Origin of the sequence: Streptomyces sp. NPDC059477 (genome assembly GCF_042749375.1) — a bacterium.
In the GTDB taxonomy this organism is placed as follows: Bacteria; Actinomycetota; Actinomycetes; order Streptomycetales; family Streptomycetaceae; genus Streptomyces.
Genome location: NZ_JBHYUG010000006.1, coordinates 81,353 through 97,363 on the forward strand (window position 1 = coordinate 81,353; position 16,011 = coordinate 97,363).

The 16,011-nt window shown below is 70.9% G+C and carries 11 protein-coding genes; 6 read left to right on the forward strand and 5 right to left on the reverse strand.

Annotated features, from left to right (window positions below; translation table 11 throughout):
* Positions 1-13: 13 nt before the first annotated feature.
* A complete protein-coding gene (locus ACFXAZ_RS04915) occupies positions 14-961 on the reverse strand; it encodes an NADP-dependent oxidoreductase (protein WP_384585153.1) in 948 nt (315 codons plus the stop codon).
* A gap of 141 nt (positions 962-1,102) precedes the next feature.
* Between ACFXAZ_RS04915 and ACFXAZ_RS04920 the strand changes: the two genes are divergently transcribed.
* Positions 1,103-2,137, forward strand: coding sequence for a LysR family transcriptional regulator (locus ACFXAZ_RS04920; RefSeq protein ID WP_384585156.1), 1,035 nt, complete (start codon positions 1,103-1,105; stop codon positions 2,135-2,137).
* Positions 2,138-2,575: 438 nt separating this feature from the next.
* Here ACFXAZ_RS04920 and ACFXAZ_RS04925 read toward each other — a convergent pair whose 3' ends face one another.
* From ACFXAZ_RS04925 to ACFXAZ_RS04940, 4 genes are all read right to left on the reverse strand, one after another.
* A complete protein-coding gene (locus ACFXAZ_RS04925; RefSeq protein ID WP_384585159.1) occupies positions 2,576-3,745 on the reverse strand; it encodes an MFS transporter in 1,170 nt (389 codons plus the stop codon).
* 857 nt (positions 3,746-4,602) lie between these two features.
* Positions 4,603-5,442 carry a hypothetical protein gene (locus ACFXAZ_RS04930; protein ID WP_384585379.1) on the reverse strand — a complete coding sequence of 280 codons (840 nt, stop codon included), beginning with the start codon at positions 5,440-5,442 and terminating at the stop codon, positions 4,603-4,605.
* Between the two features lie 99 nt (positions 5,443-5,541).
* Positions 5,542-7,200, reverse strand: coding sequence for an APC family permease (locus ACFXAZ_RS04935; protein WP_384585161.1), 1,659 nt, complete (start codon positions 7,198-7,200; stop codon positions 5,542-5,544).
* Positions 7,201-7,384: 184 nt separating this feature from the next.
* Positions 7,385-8,374, reverse strand: coding sequence for a LysR family transcriptional regulator (locus ACFXAZ_RS04940; protein WP_384585164.1), 990 nt, complete (start codon positions 8,372-8,374; stop codon positions 7,385-7,387).
* Between the two features lie 350 nt (positions 8,375-8,724).
* Between ACFXAZ_RS04940 and ACFXAZ_RS04945 the strand changes: the two genes are divergently transcribed.
* From ACFXAZ_RS04945 to ACFXAZ_RS04965, 5 genes are all read left to right on the forward strand, one after another.
* Entirely contained in the window at positions 8,725-9,261 is a 537-nt protein-coding gene (locus ACFXAZ_RS04945; protein ID WP_384585167.1) for an ATP-binding protein, read from the forward strand.
* Positions 9,258-10,721, forward strand: a complete 1,464-nt coding sequence (locus tag ACFXAZ_RS04950) for an aminopeptidase P family protein (protein WP_384585170.1) — start codon at positions 9,258-9,260, stop codon at positions 10,719-10,721. The genes ACFXAZ_RS04945 and ACFXAZ_RS04950 overlap by 4 nt, the downstream gene beginning before the upstream one ends.
* A gap of 84 nt (positions 10,722-10,805) precedes the next feature.
* Positions 10,806-12,251, forward strand: coding sequence for an aminopeptidase P family protein (locus ACFXAZ_RS04955; RefSeq protein ID WP_384585382.1), 1,446 nt, complete (start codon positions 10,806-10,808; stop codon positions 12,249-12,251).
* Between the two features lie 92 nt (positions 12,252-12,343).
* Positions 12,344-13,048, forward strand: a complete 705-nt coding sequence (locus tag ACFXAZ_RS04960) for a GntR family transcriptional regulator (protein WP_384585173.1) — start codon at positions 12,344-12,346, stop codon at positions 13,046-13,048.
* 325 nt (positions 13,049-13,373) lie between these two features.
* Entirely contained in the window at positions 13,374-15,986 is a 2,613-nt protein-coding gene (locus tag ACFXAZ_RS04965) for a collagenase (RefSeq protein ID WP_384585176.1), read from the forward strand.
* Positions 15,987-16,011 lie beyond the last annotated feature (25 nt).

Genomic DNA, 16,011 nt, shown 5'->3' on the forward strand with positions numbered 1-16,011 from the left:
TGGGTGTGGGTACTCAGACGCGGACCGTCGTCTTGCCCCGGGCGCCGCCCGTCGCGTTCCGTGCCAGTGCCCCGGGGGTCTCCTCCAGCGTCACGGTCCGCTGGATCGGGACCGCGATCGCACCCGACGCCACCGCGGCGGTGATCCGGGCGAGCAGGCCGGGCTTGTCCCGCATCTGGAAGTTGCTCACGGCGATCCGTTCGGAGGCGAGCAGGTGCGGGGGCGCGGTGAAGGTGACGGACGCGGCCCCACCGCCGTCGCGGACGAGTGCGGCGTAGTCACCGAAGCGTGCCGTGTCACGGGTGAGGTCGAGGAAGACATCGATCCCGCCGGGATGCGTCCCGCGGATCTGCTCCGCCGGGTCACCGGCCGTGTAGTCGACCGTCCGTGCCGCGCCCAGCCGCCGGATCCAGGGCTCGGCATCGGGCCGGGCGGTCGCGATGACCTCCGCGCCGAGAGCCGCCGCGAGCTGGACGGCGAACACGCCCACCCCGCCGGTGGCCCCGGCGATCAGGATCGACCGGCCCGCCCGCACACCGAGGGCTTCGAGCACACCGAGAGCGGTCATGCCGGCGGTCGGCAGCGCCGCCGCGATCTCGGCGGGCATCCCGTCCGGGACCCGCTGGAGCGCCCCGGCGTCCGGGTGCTCGGTGACCACGGTGTAGTCGGCGAACGTGCCGGTGCCCAGCGGCGCGCGGAGAAACTGCCCGTGCACGAGGTCACCCGGCGCCAGCCCATGAACGCCTTCCCCCGCCTCCACCACCTCACCCGCGCCGTCCACACCGAGAACCAGCGGATACATCTGCGGCAGGGGCAGCAGGCCCTCGGCGATCCCCGCGTCGATCGGATTCACCGACGCCGCCTTCACTCGGACCAGGACCTCTCCCGGCGCCGGGCGGGGGACGGGCAGCTCCATCAGCTCCGGCTTGTCGCCCTTGTGGTGCACCGCGACAGCACGCATGACGTCATCTCCTGTGTCCTGACGGCCTCCCGCCCCCGTCGCGCTCATGTGCCGGGTGACATCGGACGGCCTGCTGCCAGTCAAACCGGGGCCACGGAGGATCTGAAGGACCGATCCGGGCAGCGTTGATACCCTGGGGGTATGAATGACCTGGAGACGCGACAGCTCCGGTACTTCGTCGCGGTCGCGGAACAACTGCACTTCGGGCGCGCCGCCGAACTGCTCGGCATGGCCCAGCCACCCCTCTCCCGCGCGATCCGCGAACTGGAGCACCAACTCGGCGTGCAACTCTTCCGGCGCAGCACCCGCCAGGTAGCCCTCACCCCGGCCGGGGAAGTCCTCCTGCGGGACGCCCGCACCGCGCTCGACGCGGTCAGCGCCGCCCGCCGCAGGGCCCAGCACGCGGGCGAGCCGACGCCACGACTGAGGCTCGCCCTCAAGGCGGACATCGACGGCGGTCTGCTGCCCCGGCTGCTCGACAGGTACGCCGAGGGGGAGGCGGCCATGCCGGTGGAGCTGGTACTGGGTCCGGTCGGCGAGCAGGCGCAGGCCGTGCGCGACGGCCGCGCCGACACCGCGCTCCTGCTCCACCCCTTCGACGATCGCGGCCTGGACTTCGAACCCCTGCTCAGCGAGCCGTTCCTGATCGCCCTCGCGGCGGCCGACCCGTTGGCCGCCCGGCAGCGCCTGAGCCTGGCCGATCTGGCGGGCCGGAGCCTTCCCGGCGGGGCCCCGGCCGACCAGGGCCCGGTACCCGGCCCGCGCGGCTGGGCCGCGACGTACGGCCGGCAGACCGGCCCGGCCTGGAGCGACATACCCACGTCCGGCACAGATGGCGACGCCTCGGACCACAGCGCCTCGGGCCACAGCGCCTCGGACCTTCCGCAGATCTTCCGGCTCGTCGAACTCGGCAGTATCGTCTGCTTCTTCCCCGCCTCGCTCACCCGGCGCTATCCACGCCCCGAGATCGCCTACCGGCCGGTGACCGACCTGGCCCCGGCGGCGCTGGCCGTGGCCTGGTCACAGCACTCGCACGCGCCGTCCGTCGCCGCCTTCGTCCGCGCAGCCGCCGAGGTCGCGGCCGACGCCACACGGGACGCGGGAAGCGCCTTGGAGGGCGCGCACCTGGCCCTGGGCTCGCATCGCGGGCCGGACACCGGCGGCAGCGGGCGCTGAGCACCGGGACGGCCGACCCGCATGAGTCCTCGGCGGCGGCGCGCCGGGGACAGGGTGGCGACCGCGACGGTCACGAAAGCGGTCGTGACGGTCGGGTCGCCGCCCTCCGTACGGTGATCCGGTCGCCGTCGCGCCTCGGGGTGGACCCGGCCCTGGGCCACGCCCACTTGGCCCACTGGCCGACGGCCGGGACCGCCGGACCATGAACCCACCCCACCTCACCCAGGCCCCACCCGGACCCACCGGGGACGCACACGGACATCCACACGGACGACACCCACCCCCAGCGAGCGGGGCACCGCACCCGCCCACCGCCCCACGCGGCACCACGCCCCACCCGCACCTCCGCTCGCCTCGATCAGCGCATCACCGTCCACCACGCACCCGACACTCCACACACGCGATACCCACGCACCCCGATACCCCGCGCCGAACCCGTCACGGAGACGCCAACGCGCGGTGGGACGCGGTGGCGACCAGCGCCGCCAGGGCGGCCGGGAGGGCGAGAGCCACGGGCAGGGACGTGAGGGAGGCCAGGAGGCCGATCGCCCCGGGGCCCGCGGCGAGACCGATGTAGCCGACGGCGGTGACCGTGCCCACCGCGCGAGGACCGCCCTGTCCCGCCGCGGTGATCAGCGACGGCACGGTGACGGACAGACCCAGTCCCAGGGCCGCCCAGCCGGCCAGGGCCGCCGGGACGTTGCCGATGACCAGCGAGCCGCCGAGACCGACGGCCGCCACGACGGCACCCGTGCGGACGACGGCGGGCGCCCCGAACCGCGCGGTCAGGCCATCGCCCAGAAGCCGTCCCACGGCCATGGCCGCCGAATAGACGGCATAGGCAGCGGCGGCCACGGCATCGGTGGCGCCCAGCCCGCTCAGGTGGATCGCCGACCAGTCCAGGGCGGCACCCTCACTGAGCAGACAGGCCGCCGCGAGGGCGGACAGCAGACTCACCCGGCGGCGCGACCCGGCGGCCGAGCCCGCGGCGGCGCTCCGGGCGGGGGCGTCCAACTGCGCCGCCAGACGGATCGCGGGCGTCGCGGCCGTGGCCGCGAGCGCCACCAGCACCCCCACCGCCGTGAACATCACCGAATGGGACACCCGGGCCGTGCCCGCGGCGAGGGCGGCGCCACCCACACCTCCCACCGAGCACGCCGCGTGGAGCGACGCCATGATGGGCCGGCCGCAGGCGGCCTGGCAGTTGACCGCGGCCGAGTTGATACCGACGTCGAGAATGCCGTGGGCGACCCCGAAGACAGCGGCTGCCGCGATCAGCGTGGTGAGGGTACGGCACTGGGCCAGCAGGACCAGGGTGAGGCCGAACGCCGTGCCGGGCCCGACCAGCAGGCGCGAGGGGCCATGACGGTGTGCCAGACGGCAGCCGAGCTGGAGACCGCCGACCATGCCGGCAGCCGCGGCCAGCAGCACCAGGGAGAGGCGCCCCGCATCGAGCCGGGCCGCCTCCTGGACCGACGGAAGCCGGGCGCCCCACACCGCCATCGCACCGCCGAGACCGGCGAAGAAGCCGGTGAGCAGCCAGCGGGCGGCCTCCGGGGACGCCGCCGCGGACGCGTGCGCCGACGCCGCCGCCGCGCGCCCGTTCATACGGCGTGCCCAGGGTGGGACACGGTGCCGCGCCCCCGGTTGCGGTGTGTGGTGACCGGCCGGGCATACGGGTCCGGCGGCACGGTTGGTGACATCACGTACTCCTTCACAGGGGCATGCGGAGGGCGATCGTGTTGCCGGTGGGCGCGTCCACGGGATGACGCGGGGCATGCGCTCTCTGCGGGAGCGGCAGGAAGACTTCCGGGCCCACCTCCGCCTCGCGGAAAAGCGGATCGCCAACCTTGAAACTGCTGTCGTTGATCCGAAAAATGGGCCGAGGGACATAAGCAATGGCCTGACGGTCAGGCTTCTCGATCCCGACCGCTTCGCTACCCCGGCAGAATTAGGACAATTCGAGATAGGGAATTAAATGGCGCCCAAACCGCCCGGGGTGGGGAAAATTTGATCCCCGACACCAGCCGCTCGACCGGGAAGCGAGTGCGGTGCAGGTGAGAACCATTTTCATGCCCGCTCTTCCCGTGATCTTCAACGACTGCACGCGCACCGAGGCGGTCGTTCTCGAATCCGGAAACCGAAACCCTCGCGGTATCCGTGCGTCGACGCTGACGCCCGAGCTGATTTTCAGAAAACGCTCCACATTGGCGTGAAATTTGTCGGAGAACGCCCATCGTCTGCCAGTCGGAACCATCCGCGCGTTGAAATCTTCTTTGTAGTCGATTCCGTATTATTCAAATCGTCCCGCGCGGTTTCCTCGCAGGTTCCGAAAGGGGCCGGTGCTGCGCCCATTTGGGCGGCGGGCATCTGTGGGGCGGGCATCCGCGGGTCGTGTGTCTGTGGGGCGGGCGTCTTCGCGCGCGGAGGGCCGTACCGGACGCGTCGCGGACCCGCCGCGGGAGTCACCCGGGCGACTCGCCGTCTCCCACCGGTGGTTCGCCGAACCGGGTCAGGATCAGCGCGCCCACCACCGCCGCCGTGAATCCCGTGATCGCCAGCCACTGGAGACCGTCTCGGGGCTGGTCACCCAGCCATGCGATGCCCGCGAGCGCCGGGCCGACGGTCTCGGTGAGGACCATGCCCGCCGTCGCCACCGTCACCGAGCCGCGCTGGAACGCCGAGGTCAGCAGCAGGAACCCGGCCGCCCCGCCGAGCAGCAGCGCGTAGAGCGCCGGATCGGTGAACAGGGCGGGAACCGCGAGGGAGTCGATCAGCCGTACCGAGATCTCGACCACGCCGAATCCCGCGCCCGCGCCGAGTCCCAGCAGCAGGGCGCGTGCGGTGCCCGGCAGACGGCCCGCGAGAGCGCCGGTGAGGAGGATGACGCCGGCGGCGCCGAGCAGGAGCCAGGGCAGGGCGGGCGGACCGGGCCTGCTGCCCTCGGGACCGGAGGCGAGGGCGATCATCGCCAGCCCCGCGCAGACCGTCACCACGGCACCCCGTTCGGTGGCGTTGAGACGGACGGACAGAAGACGGGCCGCGACCACCGCCGTGACCGCGAGGCTGGCCGCGAGCGCGGCGCTCACCGCGTAGAGGGGAAGGGACCGCAGCGCGATGACCTGGAGGCAGAACCCGATGCCGTCCAGGGCGAGTCCGGCGGCGTAACGCCATTGGCGCAGGGCGCGCAGCAGCAGTGCGGGATCGACGCCGGAGCCGGTCCCGGGCTCCGCCGCGCGGGCGGCGACGGCCTGGAGGACGGAGGCTGTGCCGTAACAGACCGCCGAAGCCAGCGCGCAGGCCATCGCCAGGTACACGTGATCAGACTCCAGGTGGATGAGAGGCCCGGTGCCGTGGGCGGCGGGGAGGCCGGGAGCTGCGGGTTGGCCGTCTGCGCTCCGACGTCAGCGCGTCGGCGGCGCGTCGGCCGGACCCTCGTACTCCTGCGCTCCGATGTACTCATGGGCCTCCGCGTCGGGGAGGCGGACGGAGTACGCCCAGAAATAGATCAGCAGGCTGAACGCGGCGATGGTCACCATGTCCCACCACAGGGGGAGGGCACCCGTCGCGCCACAGGACACCGTCGCGGCCGGGCCGGTGCTGCAATAGCCACCCTGCCACGAGATCACCCCCATGCCCACGAGATAGACGGGCAGCCACTGCGCGGAGCGCCAGTCCATGTGCGGGACCCTCGGGTTGAGTTTGAGCAGCGCCGAGCCGCCCAGCAGGACATAGCCGAGGACGATCGCCAGGCCGAGCCGCCACAGGGTGTCCCAGCCCGCCCAGTAGATGATCAGGTTGGCGACGATGAAGGCGACGGGCGCCCAGAACATGCCGCCGGGCAGCCGATAGGGCCGCTGCCGGTCCGGGTCCTGTCTGCGCAGGCACCCGAAGGCGAGCGGCGCACCCGCGTACATGAGGACGCTCGCGGAGGTGACGAAGCCGACCAGCTTCTGCCAGGTGGGGAACGGCAGGAAGATGATGAGTCCGACGACGAAGGCGAAGAACAGGCTGAACCACGGGACGCCTCGCCGGGTGGTCCGCTCGAAGACCTCGGGTACGTACCCGTTGCGGGACAGGCCGTACGACACCCGGGACGCGGCGGTGGTGTAGATCAGGCCCGTGCCCGTGGGCGAGACGACCGCGTCGATGTAGATCAGCGCGGCGAGCCAGCTCAGCCCGGCCGACAGGGCCAGTCCGGCGAACGGCCCCGCCTTGTCGGCGAAGGTCAGATCGGCCCAGCCATGGGTGAACGCGCTCTGCGGCAGCGCCCCGATGAACACCACCTGGAGGGCCAGATAGATGAGGGCGCCGAGCAGGATCGAGCCGATGACCGCCCGGGGGATGTCCCGCGCCGGATTGCGGCTCTCCCCGGCCAGCTGGTCGGCCTGCTCGAAACCCAGCAGCGCGAAGATGATGCCGCTGGTGCTGATGGCGGAGAGCACACCCTGTGTGCCGAAGGGAGCGAAGCCGCCATGACCGAAGTTGCTGCCGTGGAAGACGGTCGCCGCCAGCACGATGATGGTCAGGACGGGCACGGCGACCTTCCACCAGGTCGCGGCGCTGTTGGTGTGGGCGAGCCACCGGATGCCGAGGAAGTTCACCAGGACGAAGAAGGCCATGAAGGCGACGGCGAGCCCGTAGCCCGCCGCGGTGAGGTGGTTCTTCTCCGTCTGTACCCAGTCGGCATGGACACTGAGGTAGTTGAGTGACGCCATGACCTCGATCGGCGCCGTGGCCACCGCCTGGAGCCAGGAGAACCAGCCGAAGGACGCCCCCGCCGCACTGCCGAAGGCATAGTGGGGAAAACGCGCGGTGCCGCCCGCGACCGGATACATGGCCCCCAGCTCGGCATGCACGAACGCCAGGACGATCACGGCGAGAGCGCCGATCCCCCAGGAGAGCAGGGCGGCCGTTCCCGCCGCCTGCGCCGCGAACAGCGCCCCGAACAGCCACCCCGATCCGATGATGGACCCCGTGGACGTCCAGACCAGGCCGATCAGACCGATGTCTCGCTTCAGGCCCGGATTCGAGGACACCTCGGGTACGACCGTCTTCGGCATCTGCACGCACCATGTTCCACGGAGGACGACGAGACGCGCGGGACATGATGCACGCGTCGGCGCGACCCCTTTCCTCTGTCTATGTCCCGGTACCGGGCCCACCGCGCCACCGGGAAGAGATGTTGCGCCGGACGCGCGGCGAAGACACTCACGTCAGTGAAGGCAGTGAAGGCAGTGAAGATCCTCAGGGCTCCGAAGGCCCTGTTCTGAGCCCGTCCGGCACACGGGTGGTCGTATAGGCGCGGGTCAACCACCTCTGAAGGTGGGGAGCCTGGGCCAGCAGGTTCCGGTAGGTGCGTACGGCGTGGTGGTGCAGAGCCTCCGCCACGGGCGCCTCGACCGCCTCGGGCCGCCACAGGAGCAGGTGCCGCTGCCACAGCGGGTCACCGCTCAGCGGTTTGACCACCACACCGTCGATCGGGCACAGGGTGGGCTGGACGGCGGTCACCCCGAGACCCTTGGCGATCATCGACTGCAACTGGTCGAGCACATGGAACTCATGCGTGGCGGCCGGGATGAAACCCGCGGCCTGGCAGGCGTCGTAGAAGGCACCGGGCCAGCCCACCCCGTCGTCGGAGGAGACGAACCAGGTGTCCTCGGACAACTCCTCCAGCGGGACCTCGACACGGTGGGCCAGCGGATGGCCGGCGGGCAGGGCCACGAAGACCGGGACGGTGCTGATGGCGCGGTGCGCCAGCGCGGGGGAGTGCCGCACCGGCAGCCCGGGGTAGTCGACGCCCAGCGCGGCGTCGAGTTCGCCGGACTCCAGGAGTCTGAGGAGTTCACCGGTGGCGTACACACTGTGGACGGAGACCGTGAGGTCCGGGCAGGTCTCGCGCAGGGTGTCCAGGAGCGTCGGCACCACCGGGGTGTTGGTGACACCGAGCCGGAGCGTTCCGGCCGCCGCGGCCGGGTAGCCCGGGTTCCGCCGGCCGAGGGCATCGGCGCGGATCAGGATCTCGCGGGCCTGGCTCACGACGTCCGCGCCGTAGGCGGTCAGCTCCACGCCCGTGCTGCTGCGTACGAACAGCCCCTCGCCGAGCAGTCGCTCGATGCGCCGCAGCTGTGTGCTCAGCGCGGGCTGGGTGAACCCGAGCGCGACCGCCGCCCGGCCGACGCTCCCGCAGTCCGCGAGCGCGCACAGCACCCGCAGATGGCGCAGCTCCAGTTCCATCGGTACACCTCGCTGTGTGGTGGAAACGCGGTCCATTATGCGCGCGGGCGCGGTGGGCGGGGCCTGGTCTGCACCGGCTCGCCAACGACTGCGCGTACGGACTCGCGGACATGCGGTGGCCTGGCCTGAGCCATCCGTACGTCCCGACCGCCCCGCCCGGTCCCGGCCGCCCCGCTACGTTCCCGCCACCCGAACGTTATGACCGCCCCGCTCCTTCTCTTATGCCTCAACCCGTTGGCCCGGACCGGCCGGTCGTGGAAATCTCCACTGGGCGTCCTGTCCCGCCGTGCGGTGGAGCGGGTTCGCTCCCCGTGACTCTTGCACCGCGGTGCACGTCGAGGAGAGACACCATGCCGCTCACCCAGGTCAGCTTCGCCGTCGAGGCAACCCCGGCCGCGGTGCGCGGCGCCCGCCACCGTATCTCCGCGGCCGTGAGGTCCTGGGCCGGACAGTACGACGACGAACTGCGCTTCCGCCTGGAACTGGTGGCGTCGGAACTGCTCACCAACGGCCTGGTGCACGCGGGCGGCCCGCTCACCGTCGAGGTGACCCTGGAACACGATCTCGTCGTCATCGGAGTTCTCGACGGCGGTACGGCCTTACCGCGGCCCCGTGCGGCGGGAACCGACGACGAACGGGGCCGCGGCCTTGCCCTCACCGAGGCCCTCTGCCTGTTCCAGGGCGCCGAACACACCGCCACCGGCAAGCGCTGCTGGGCGGTGCTCGCCACGGCGTCGGCACCCGGCCCGGCCGCCGAGGACACACCGGGCAGCGCTCAGGACGGCGCCGCCCCGGACGTCGCGCGCTGGTCGCTGACCACCGCCGGACAACGGCTGCTGGCGCACCTGTCCCCGGCGACACCAGGCCACGGGGAACCATGTCCATGACCCATTCGATTCAGGAGACCACGGTGGCAGCGGAGACGGACGAGGACAAGCGACGCAAGAACGGTCTGTACCGGCAGGTGAGCGCCGAACTCGCCGAGAACATGAAGCGGGGCTGGGCGGACACCGAGCGCTACGGACTCCAGCCGATCGCGCAGGCGGCCCACACCGCGCGGCGCAGGGCGGAGCTGTCCGCCCGCTTCCCCGGAGAACTGCTGGTGATCCCGGCCGGCGGCCCGAAGGTCCGCGCCAACGACACGGCCTACCCCTTCCGGCCCTCCTCGGACTATGTGTACCTGACCGGCGACCAGTCACCGGACGCCGTGCTGGTCCTGGAGCCCGATCCGTACGGCGGACATCGGGCGACCGCCTACCTGCTCCCGCGCTCCGACCGCGAGAACGGCGACTTCTGGCTCGACTACCACGGTGAACTCTGGGACGGCCGCCGCAACAGTCTCGCCGAGAACGGACAACTGCTCGGCCTGCCCTGCAACGATGTCCGCACGCTCACCGACCGGCTCGGCGCCACCATCGGAGCGGCCCGTGTGCTGCGCGGCCATGACATGGGCATCGAGGCCGCCCTCGCCGCACGGACGACAGCCGAGCGCGACGACGAGTTCCGCGTGACCCTCTCCGAAATGCGCCTGGTCAAGGACGAGTTCGAGATCGCCGATCTCCGCTTCGCCTGCGAAGCCACCGCCCTCGGCTTCGAGGACGCCGTCCGCGCCCTCGGCACCGCCGCACCGACCCCCGAGCGCCTCATCGAGGGCACCTTCTTCACCCGCGCCCGCATCGAGGGCAACGACGTCGGCTACGCCTCGATCTGCGCGGCGGGACCCCACGCCACGACCCTGCACTGGGTCCGCAACGACGGCGAGGCCCGCCCCGGCGACCTCCTGCTGCTCGACGCCGGGGTGGAGACCCGCCATCTCTACACCGCCGACGTCACCCGCACCCTGCCCGTCGACGGCCGCTTCACCCCGATCCAGCGCAAGATCTACGACGCGGTGTACGCGGCCCAGGAGGCGGGCATCGCCGCGGTCAAGCCAGGTGCCGCCTACCGCGACTTCCACGACGCCGCCCAGCGGGTCCTGGCCGAGCATCTGGCCGCCTGGGGCCTGTTCGAGGGCCGGTCGGCGCGGGAGGCCCACGACCTGGGGCTCCAGCGCCGCTGGACCCTCGCCGGCACCGGTCACATGCTCGGCCTGGACGTCCATGACTGCGCAAAGGCCCGGACCGAGCTGTACGTGGACGGCACGCTGGAACCGGGCATGGTGCTCACGGTCGAACCGGGCCTGTACTTCCAGTCGGACGACCTGACCGTCCCCCAGGAGTACCGCGGCATCGGTGTACGCATCGAGGACGACATCCTGGTGACCGAGGAGGGCAACGAGAATCTCTCGGCCCGCCTGCCCCGCAATGCGGACGACGTGGAGGCATGGATGGCCCGGCTGCGCGGCTGATGCCTCTCACGGCCCACGTCACCGTGCGGCCGGCCACGACACAGGAGGAGTCACTCGATGAAGGAGCAGGACAACGTGTATGACATGAGCATGGAGAATCGAGACGCGCCGGCCACGGCGAACGGCGGCCCCTTCGAGGGAGGGTGGGCGGCCTCGGACCTGAAGCTGCCGCCGGTCACGGGAGCGGCGTACGCGGCCAAGCGGCGCGCGGCGGTGTCCGAGCGGTTTCCCGGTGAACGGATCGTCGTCCCGTCGGGCGGTCTGAAGGTCAGGAGCAACGACTTCGACTACCCGTTCCGCCCGCACTCCGCGTTCGTCCATCTCACCGCCGAACAAGGGTCGCAGGCGGTCCCCGACAGCGTCCTCGTCCTCGAACCCACCGGAAGCGGCCACTCGGTCACCCTGTTCACCCGGCCACGGTCACCGCGCGACGGCGGACCGAACGGCACGGAGTTCCACAGCGACCGACGGTACGGCGAGTTCTGGACCGGCCGACGCCGCACGCTCTCCGAGACCGCCGACGCACTCGGCATCGAGGCCGCCCCGCGCGACGACCTGGACCGGGCCCTGCGTCCCGACGTCCCGACCCGCGTGCTGCGCGGCGAGGACCCGCGCGTGGACGCACTCATCGACGCGCGGCTGTCACCGTCCCCCCACGCCGATGCCGAACTGGCCCAATTCCTCTCGGAGTTGCGTCTGGTCAAGGACGACTGGGAGATCGGCCAGCTGCGTACGGCCGTGGACTGCACGATCGCCGCGTTCCACGACGTCGTGGGGGAACTGGACCACGCCACCCGCCTCGCACGCGGGGAACGCTGGATCGAGGGCACCTTCAACCGGCGGGCCCGGCTCGGGGGGTACGGGCTGGGCTTCGAGACCATCGCGGCGGCCGGGGCACACGCCTGCGTCCTGCACTGGATGCGCAACGACGGCCCGGTGCGGGACGGGGACCTGCTCCTGCTGGACGCGGGGGTCGAGGCCGACTCCTTCTACACCGCGGACATCACCCGGACGCTCCCGGTCAACGGCCGCTTCACCGACGCCCAGCGCCGTGTCCACGACCTGGTGTCCGCCGCCCAGGCCGCGGGTGCCGCCGCGCTGCGGCCCGGCGCCCGGTACGGCGCTTTCCATGACGCCGCGATGCGGGTCATCGCCGAGGGACTCGACGCGTGGGGGCTGCCGCCGCACGGCCGACCGGGCGCGGCCTCGGGCTCTTCGTCGGAGGCCGACCTGTACCGCCGGTACACCGTCTGCGGCTCGGGCCATATGCTCGGTCTGGACTGCCATGACTGTGCCGGTGCCCGCAACGAGACCTACCTCGGCGGCACACTCAAGGCCGGTCATGTCCTCACCGTCGAACCCGGACTGTACTTCCAGCCCGACGACCTGACGGTACCCGAGGAACTGCGCGGCATCGGCGTACGGATCGAGGACGACTTCGTCATCACGGCCGACGGGTCCCTGTGCCTGTCGTCGGCCCTGCCCCGCGGCGCCGACGAGGTGGAGACCTGGATGGCATCGCTGCGCTGACCTCCCCGCACGGTCCGAACCGTCCGTCTGTCACAGCAACGTGACATTGTATAGTCGGAGGGTTATTGGGCTGGTCGGACGGAGGGGCAGCGATGACTCATCTCGAACCGCAGGTGATCTCCGTCCACGCCCATCTGCGCGATCAGGTCGCCAACGCGCTCCGGGCCGCCCTCACCGCGGGTGAGCTGCGTCCGGGAGTCATCTACTCCGCCCCGGCCCTGGCGGCCAAACTCAGTGTGTCCGCCACTCCGGTGCGCGAGGCCATGCTGGACCTGGTCCGGGAGGGCCTGGTCGAAGCGGTGCGCAACAAGGGGTTCCGGGTCACCGAGATGACGGAACAGGACCTGGACGAGTTCACCGAGCTGCGCACCCTGATCGAGGTCCCCACGGTCGGCCGGGTCGCCGCGACGGCGAGCGCCGAGCAACTGGAGACACTGCGTCCCCTGGCCCGGCAGATCGTCACGGCGGCCGAGCGGCATGACGTCCTCAAGTATCTGGAAGCCGATCACCGTTTCCACCTTGAGCTGCTGGCCCTCGCCGGCAACCACCACCTCGTGACCGTGGTGTCCGACCTGCGTAAACGCTCACGCCTGTTCGGCCTGAGCAGCCTGAACGAGACGGGGCGCCTGGTCGCCTCCGCGCAGGAGCATGTCGAGCTTCTCGATCTGATGGTGGCGGGCCGGGTCCAGGAGGCGGAGGAGTGCATGCGCCGTCATCTCGCGCATGTCCGCACCCTGTGGGCCGACGGCCGGGCGGATGCCGAGGACCAGGAACCCGCCGTACGGCTCGGCGGCTGAGAGAGCTTCCACCGTCGCCCCCATGAGGGCGGTAGCGCGGCGCGTGGTGAGTCCCTGACTTCCGGACCCCGCCCCTGCCCTGCCCACCAGGCGCTTTCCCCGCTATGAAGCCAAGTCCCGTTGGTCGTGGGGCAATTGGAAAACCCTGGATTCCGTCAGACGACTTCCCTGAGTCATGTCACCTGTGCAATGGTACATGTCACATAGGTCGTGGGCATGTCAATCTTGGCATCGGTCGCGCTCCGGTCCTTCCGACGGCGCGGCCCTCCCCGATCCACGACCCTCTCTTCCTCCACAGGCCACGCACGGCGTGGTCCTCACCCTCATGGGAGGCGTAGTGAGAAAGTCACTTGTCCGGCGGAGTCTGGGCGTGGCACTGCCACTTGCCCTGACCCTCGCCATGGGTACCGGCCTGCTGTCGCAACCGGCCGGCGCCCACCCCGCGACCTCGCTCTCCGCCGCACAAGCCGCGGCCGGGGACGGGCAGCAGGACGGCCCTCCGCCCATGGCTCAGTCGGCCACCGCCACCACCGCCGAGACCGAGCACATGGGCAAGGAGAGCCGCGAGGCGTCCGAACTCCCGCCGCTCGCGGCGGACAAGGACGCGCTCAAGGAGTCCTACCGCCCGCACGACGACGTACTGCCGCAGCCCTCGAAGTCAGCGGAGTCGGCGGCCAAGGACGCGGCAGCGGAGCAGACCGCCGCCGTGTGCAACGTCTCGGACTTCACCAGCCGCACCGGCAGCGCGCTGGTGCAGCAGATCAAGGCCTCCACGACCGACTGCGTCAACACCCTGTTCAGCCTGACCGGGACCGACGCCTACCAGGCCTTCCGCGAAGCGCAGATGACAACCGTCGCCTACGCCCTGCGCGACGGCTCGGCGGCCTACCCCGGCAACTCCAGCACCGGCATGCCGCAGCTCGTGCTGTATCTGCGGGCCGGCTACTACGTCCAGTACTACAACGCCAGTGCCGTGGGCACCTACGGCAGCGGCCTCCAGACCGCCATCCGCGCGGGACTCGACGCCTTCTTCGCCAGCCCGCACTCCGGCGATGTCAACGACGCCAACGGTGAGACCCTCGCCGAGGCCGTCACCCTCATCGACAGCTCCGAGGAGAACGCCCGCTACCTGTACGTCGTCAAGCGGCTGCTGGCGGACTACGACTCCTCCTGGAACTCCTCCTGGTGGATGCTCAACGCGGTCAACAACGTCTACACCGTGACCTTCCGAGGCCACCAGGTGCCCGCGTTCGTGACCGCCGTCCAGTCGGATCCCAGCCTGATCGACGCCCTGTACACCTTCGCGACCGGCCACCTCTCGCTGCTGGGCACCGACCAGTCCTACCTCACCTCCAACGCCGGACGCGAACTCGGCAGGTTCCTCCAGCACTCCACCCTGCGCGCCAAGGTCCGCCCGCTGGCCGCCGGACTGCTCAACGCAAGCTCCCTCAAGGGCACCACCGCCCCCCTGTGGGTCGGCGTGGCCGAGATGACGGACTACTACGACAAAGCCAACTGCGCGTACTACGGAACCTGCGACCTCCAGACCCAGGTCGCCAACGCGGTGCTGCCGGTGACCTACGTCTGTAGTGCCAGCATCACCATCAGGGCCCAGCAGATGGCGGCGGGCGAGCTGTCCGCCAGCTGCGACAGCCTGCGCAGCCAGGACGCCTACTTCCACGACATCGTCCGTGACAGCGGTCCCGTCGCGGGTGACAACAACACCAAGATCGAGGTCGTCGTCTTCGACTCCAGCACCGACTACCAGACCTACGCCGGCGCCCTGTACGGGATCGACACCAACAACGGCGGCATGTACCTGGAGGGCAACCCCGCGGCGGTCGGCAACCAGGCCCGCTTCATCGCGTACGAGGCCGAATGGCTGCGCCCGGACTTCCAGATCTGGAACCTCAACCACGAGTACACCCACTACCTCGACGGCCGCTTCGACATGTACGGCGACTTCGGCGCCAACATCACCACCCCCACCATCTGGTGGATCGAAGGCTTCGCCGAGTACGTCTCCTACTCCTACCGCGGTGTCCCCTACACGGCGGCCATGACCGAGGCGGGCCGTGGCACCTACGCCCTGAGCACCCTCTTCGGCACCACCTACAGCCATGACACCACCCGCGTCTACCGCTGGGGCTACCTCGCGACGCGCTACATGATCGAGAAGCACCGCGCCGACCTGGACAAGGTGCTCGGCTACTACCGCGCCGGTGACTGGACCGCCGCCCGCACCTATCTGACCAGTACCATCGGCACCCGCTACGACAGCGACTGGTACACCTGGCTGGCGGGCTGCGCGGCCGGCGACTGCGGCGGGGGCACCAACCCGCCCGGCAACCAGGCTCCCACCGCCGCGTTCACCACCGCCGCACAGGACCTGAAGGTCACCTTCACCGACCAGTCCACGGACTCCGACGGCACCATCGCCTCCAGGGCCTGGAACTTCGGCGACGGCACCACCTCCACCGCCACCCACCCCATCAAGACCTACAGCGCCGCCGGCAGCTACCCGGTGACCCTGACCGTCACCGACGACAAGGGCGCCACCGCCACCGCCACCAGGACGGTCACCGTCAGCAGCGGCGGCGGCACCGTCACCGAGTGCACCGGCACCGACAGCAGGGAGCTGGGCCAGAACTGCCGGCGCAGCAACCAGTCCGCCACCACCGGAAACTACGCCTACCTCTACCTTTACGTCCCGGCCGGCACCACCCAGCTGAAGATCACCACCTCGGGTGGCACAGGTGACGCGGACCTCTACTACAACGACAGCGGCTGGGCCACCACCAGCAGCAACAAACAGCGCGCCACCGGCACCGGCAACAGCCACACCCTGACCGTCAGCAACCCGGCGGCCGGCGCCCACTACATCAGCCTGCACGCCGTGAGCGGCTTCAGCGGCGTCACCGTCAGCACCAGCTACTGACCGACACGCGGGACGGCCCGGGGCG

Coding starts and splice junctions, on each gene's coding strand:
- ACFXAZ_RS04930 (WP_384585379.1), bottom strand. CDS start 5,442: ATGGCCTGCGCGCTGGCTTCGGCGGTCTGTTACGGCACAGCCTCCGTC.
- ACFXAZ_RS04945 (WP_384585167.1), top strand. CDS start 8,725: ATGCCGCTCACCCAGGTCAGCTTCGCCGTCGAGGCAACCCCGGCCGCG.
- ACFXAZ_RS04915 (WP_384585153.1), bottom strand. CDS start 961: ATGCGTGCTGTCGCGGTGCACCACAAGGGCGACAAGCCGGAGCTGATG.
- ACFXAZ_RS04940 (WP_384585164.1), bottom strand. CDS start 8,374: ATGGAACTGGAGCTGCGCCATCTGCGGGTGCTGTGCGCGCTCGCGGAC.
- ACFXAZ_RS04935 (WP_384585161.1), bottom strand. CDS start 7,200: ATGCCGAAGACGGTCGTACCCGAGGTGTCCTCGAATCCGGGCCTGAAG.
- ACFXAZ_RS04960 (WP_384585173.1), top strand. CDS start 12,344: ATGACTCATCTCGAACCGCAGGTGATCTCCGTCCACGCCCATCTGCGC.
- ACFXAZ_RS04950 (WP_384585170.1), top strand. CDS start 9,258: ATGACCCATTCGATTCAGGAGACCACGGTGGCAGCGGAGACGGACGAG.
- ACFXAZ_RS04925 (WP_384585159.1), bottom strand. CDS start 3,745: ATGAACGGGCGCGCGGCGGCGGCGTCGGCGCACGCGTCCGCGGCGGCG.
- ACFXAZ_RS04965 (WP_384585176.1), top strand. CDS start 13,374: ATGGGAGGCGTAGTGAGAAAGTCACTTGTCCGGCGGAGTCTGGGCGTG.
- ACFXAZ_RS04920 (WP_384585156.1), top strand. CDS start 1,103: ATGAATGACCTGGAGACGCGACAGCTCCGGTACTTCGTCGCGGTCGCG.
- ACFXAZ_RS04955 (WP_384585382.1), top strand. CDS start 10,806: ATGAGCATGGAGAATCGAGACGCGCCGGCCACGGCGAACGGCGGCCCC.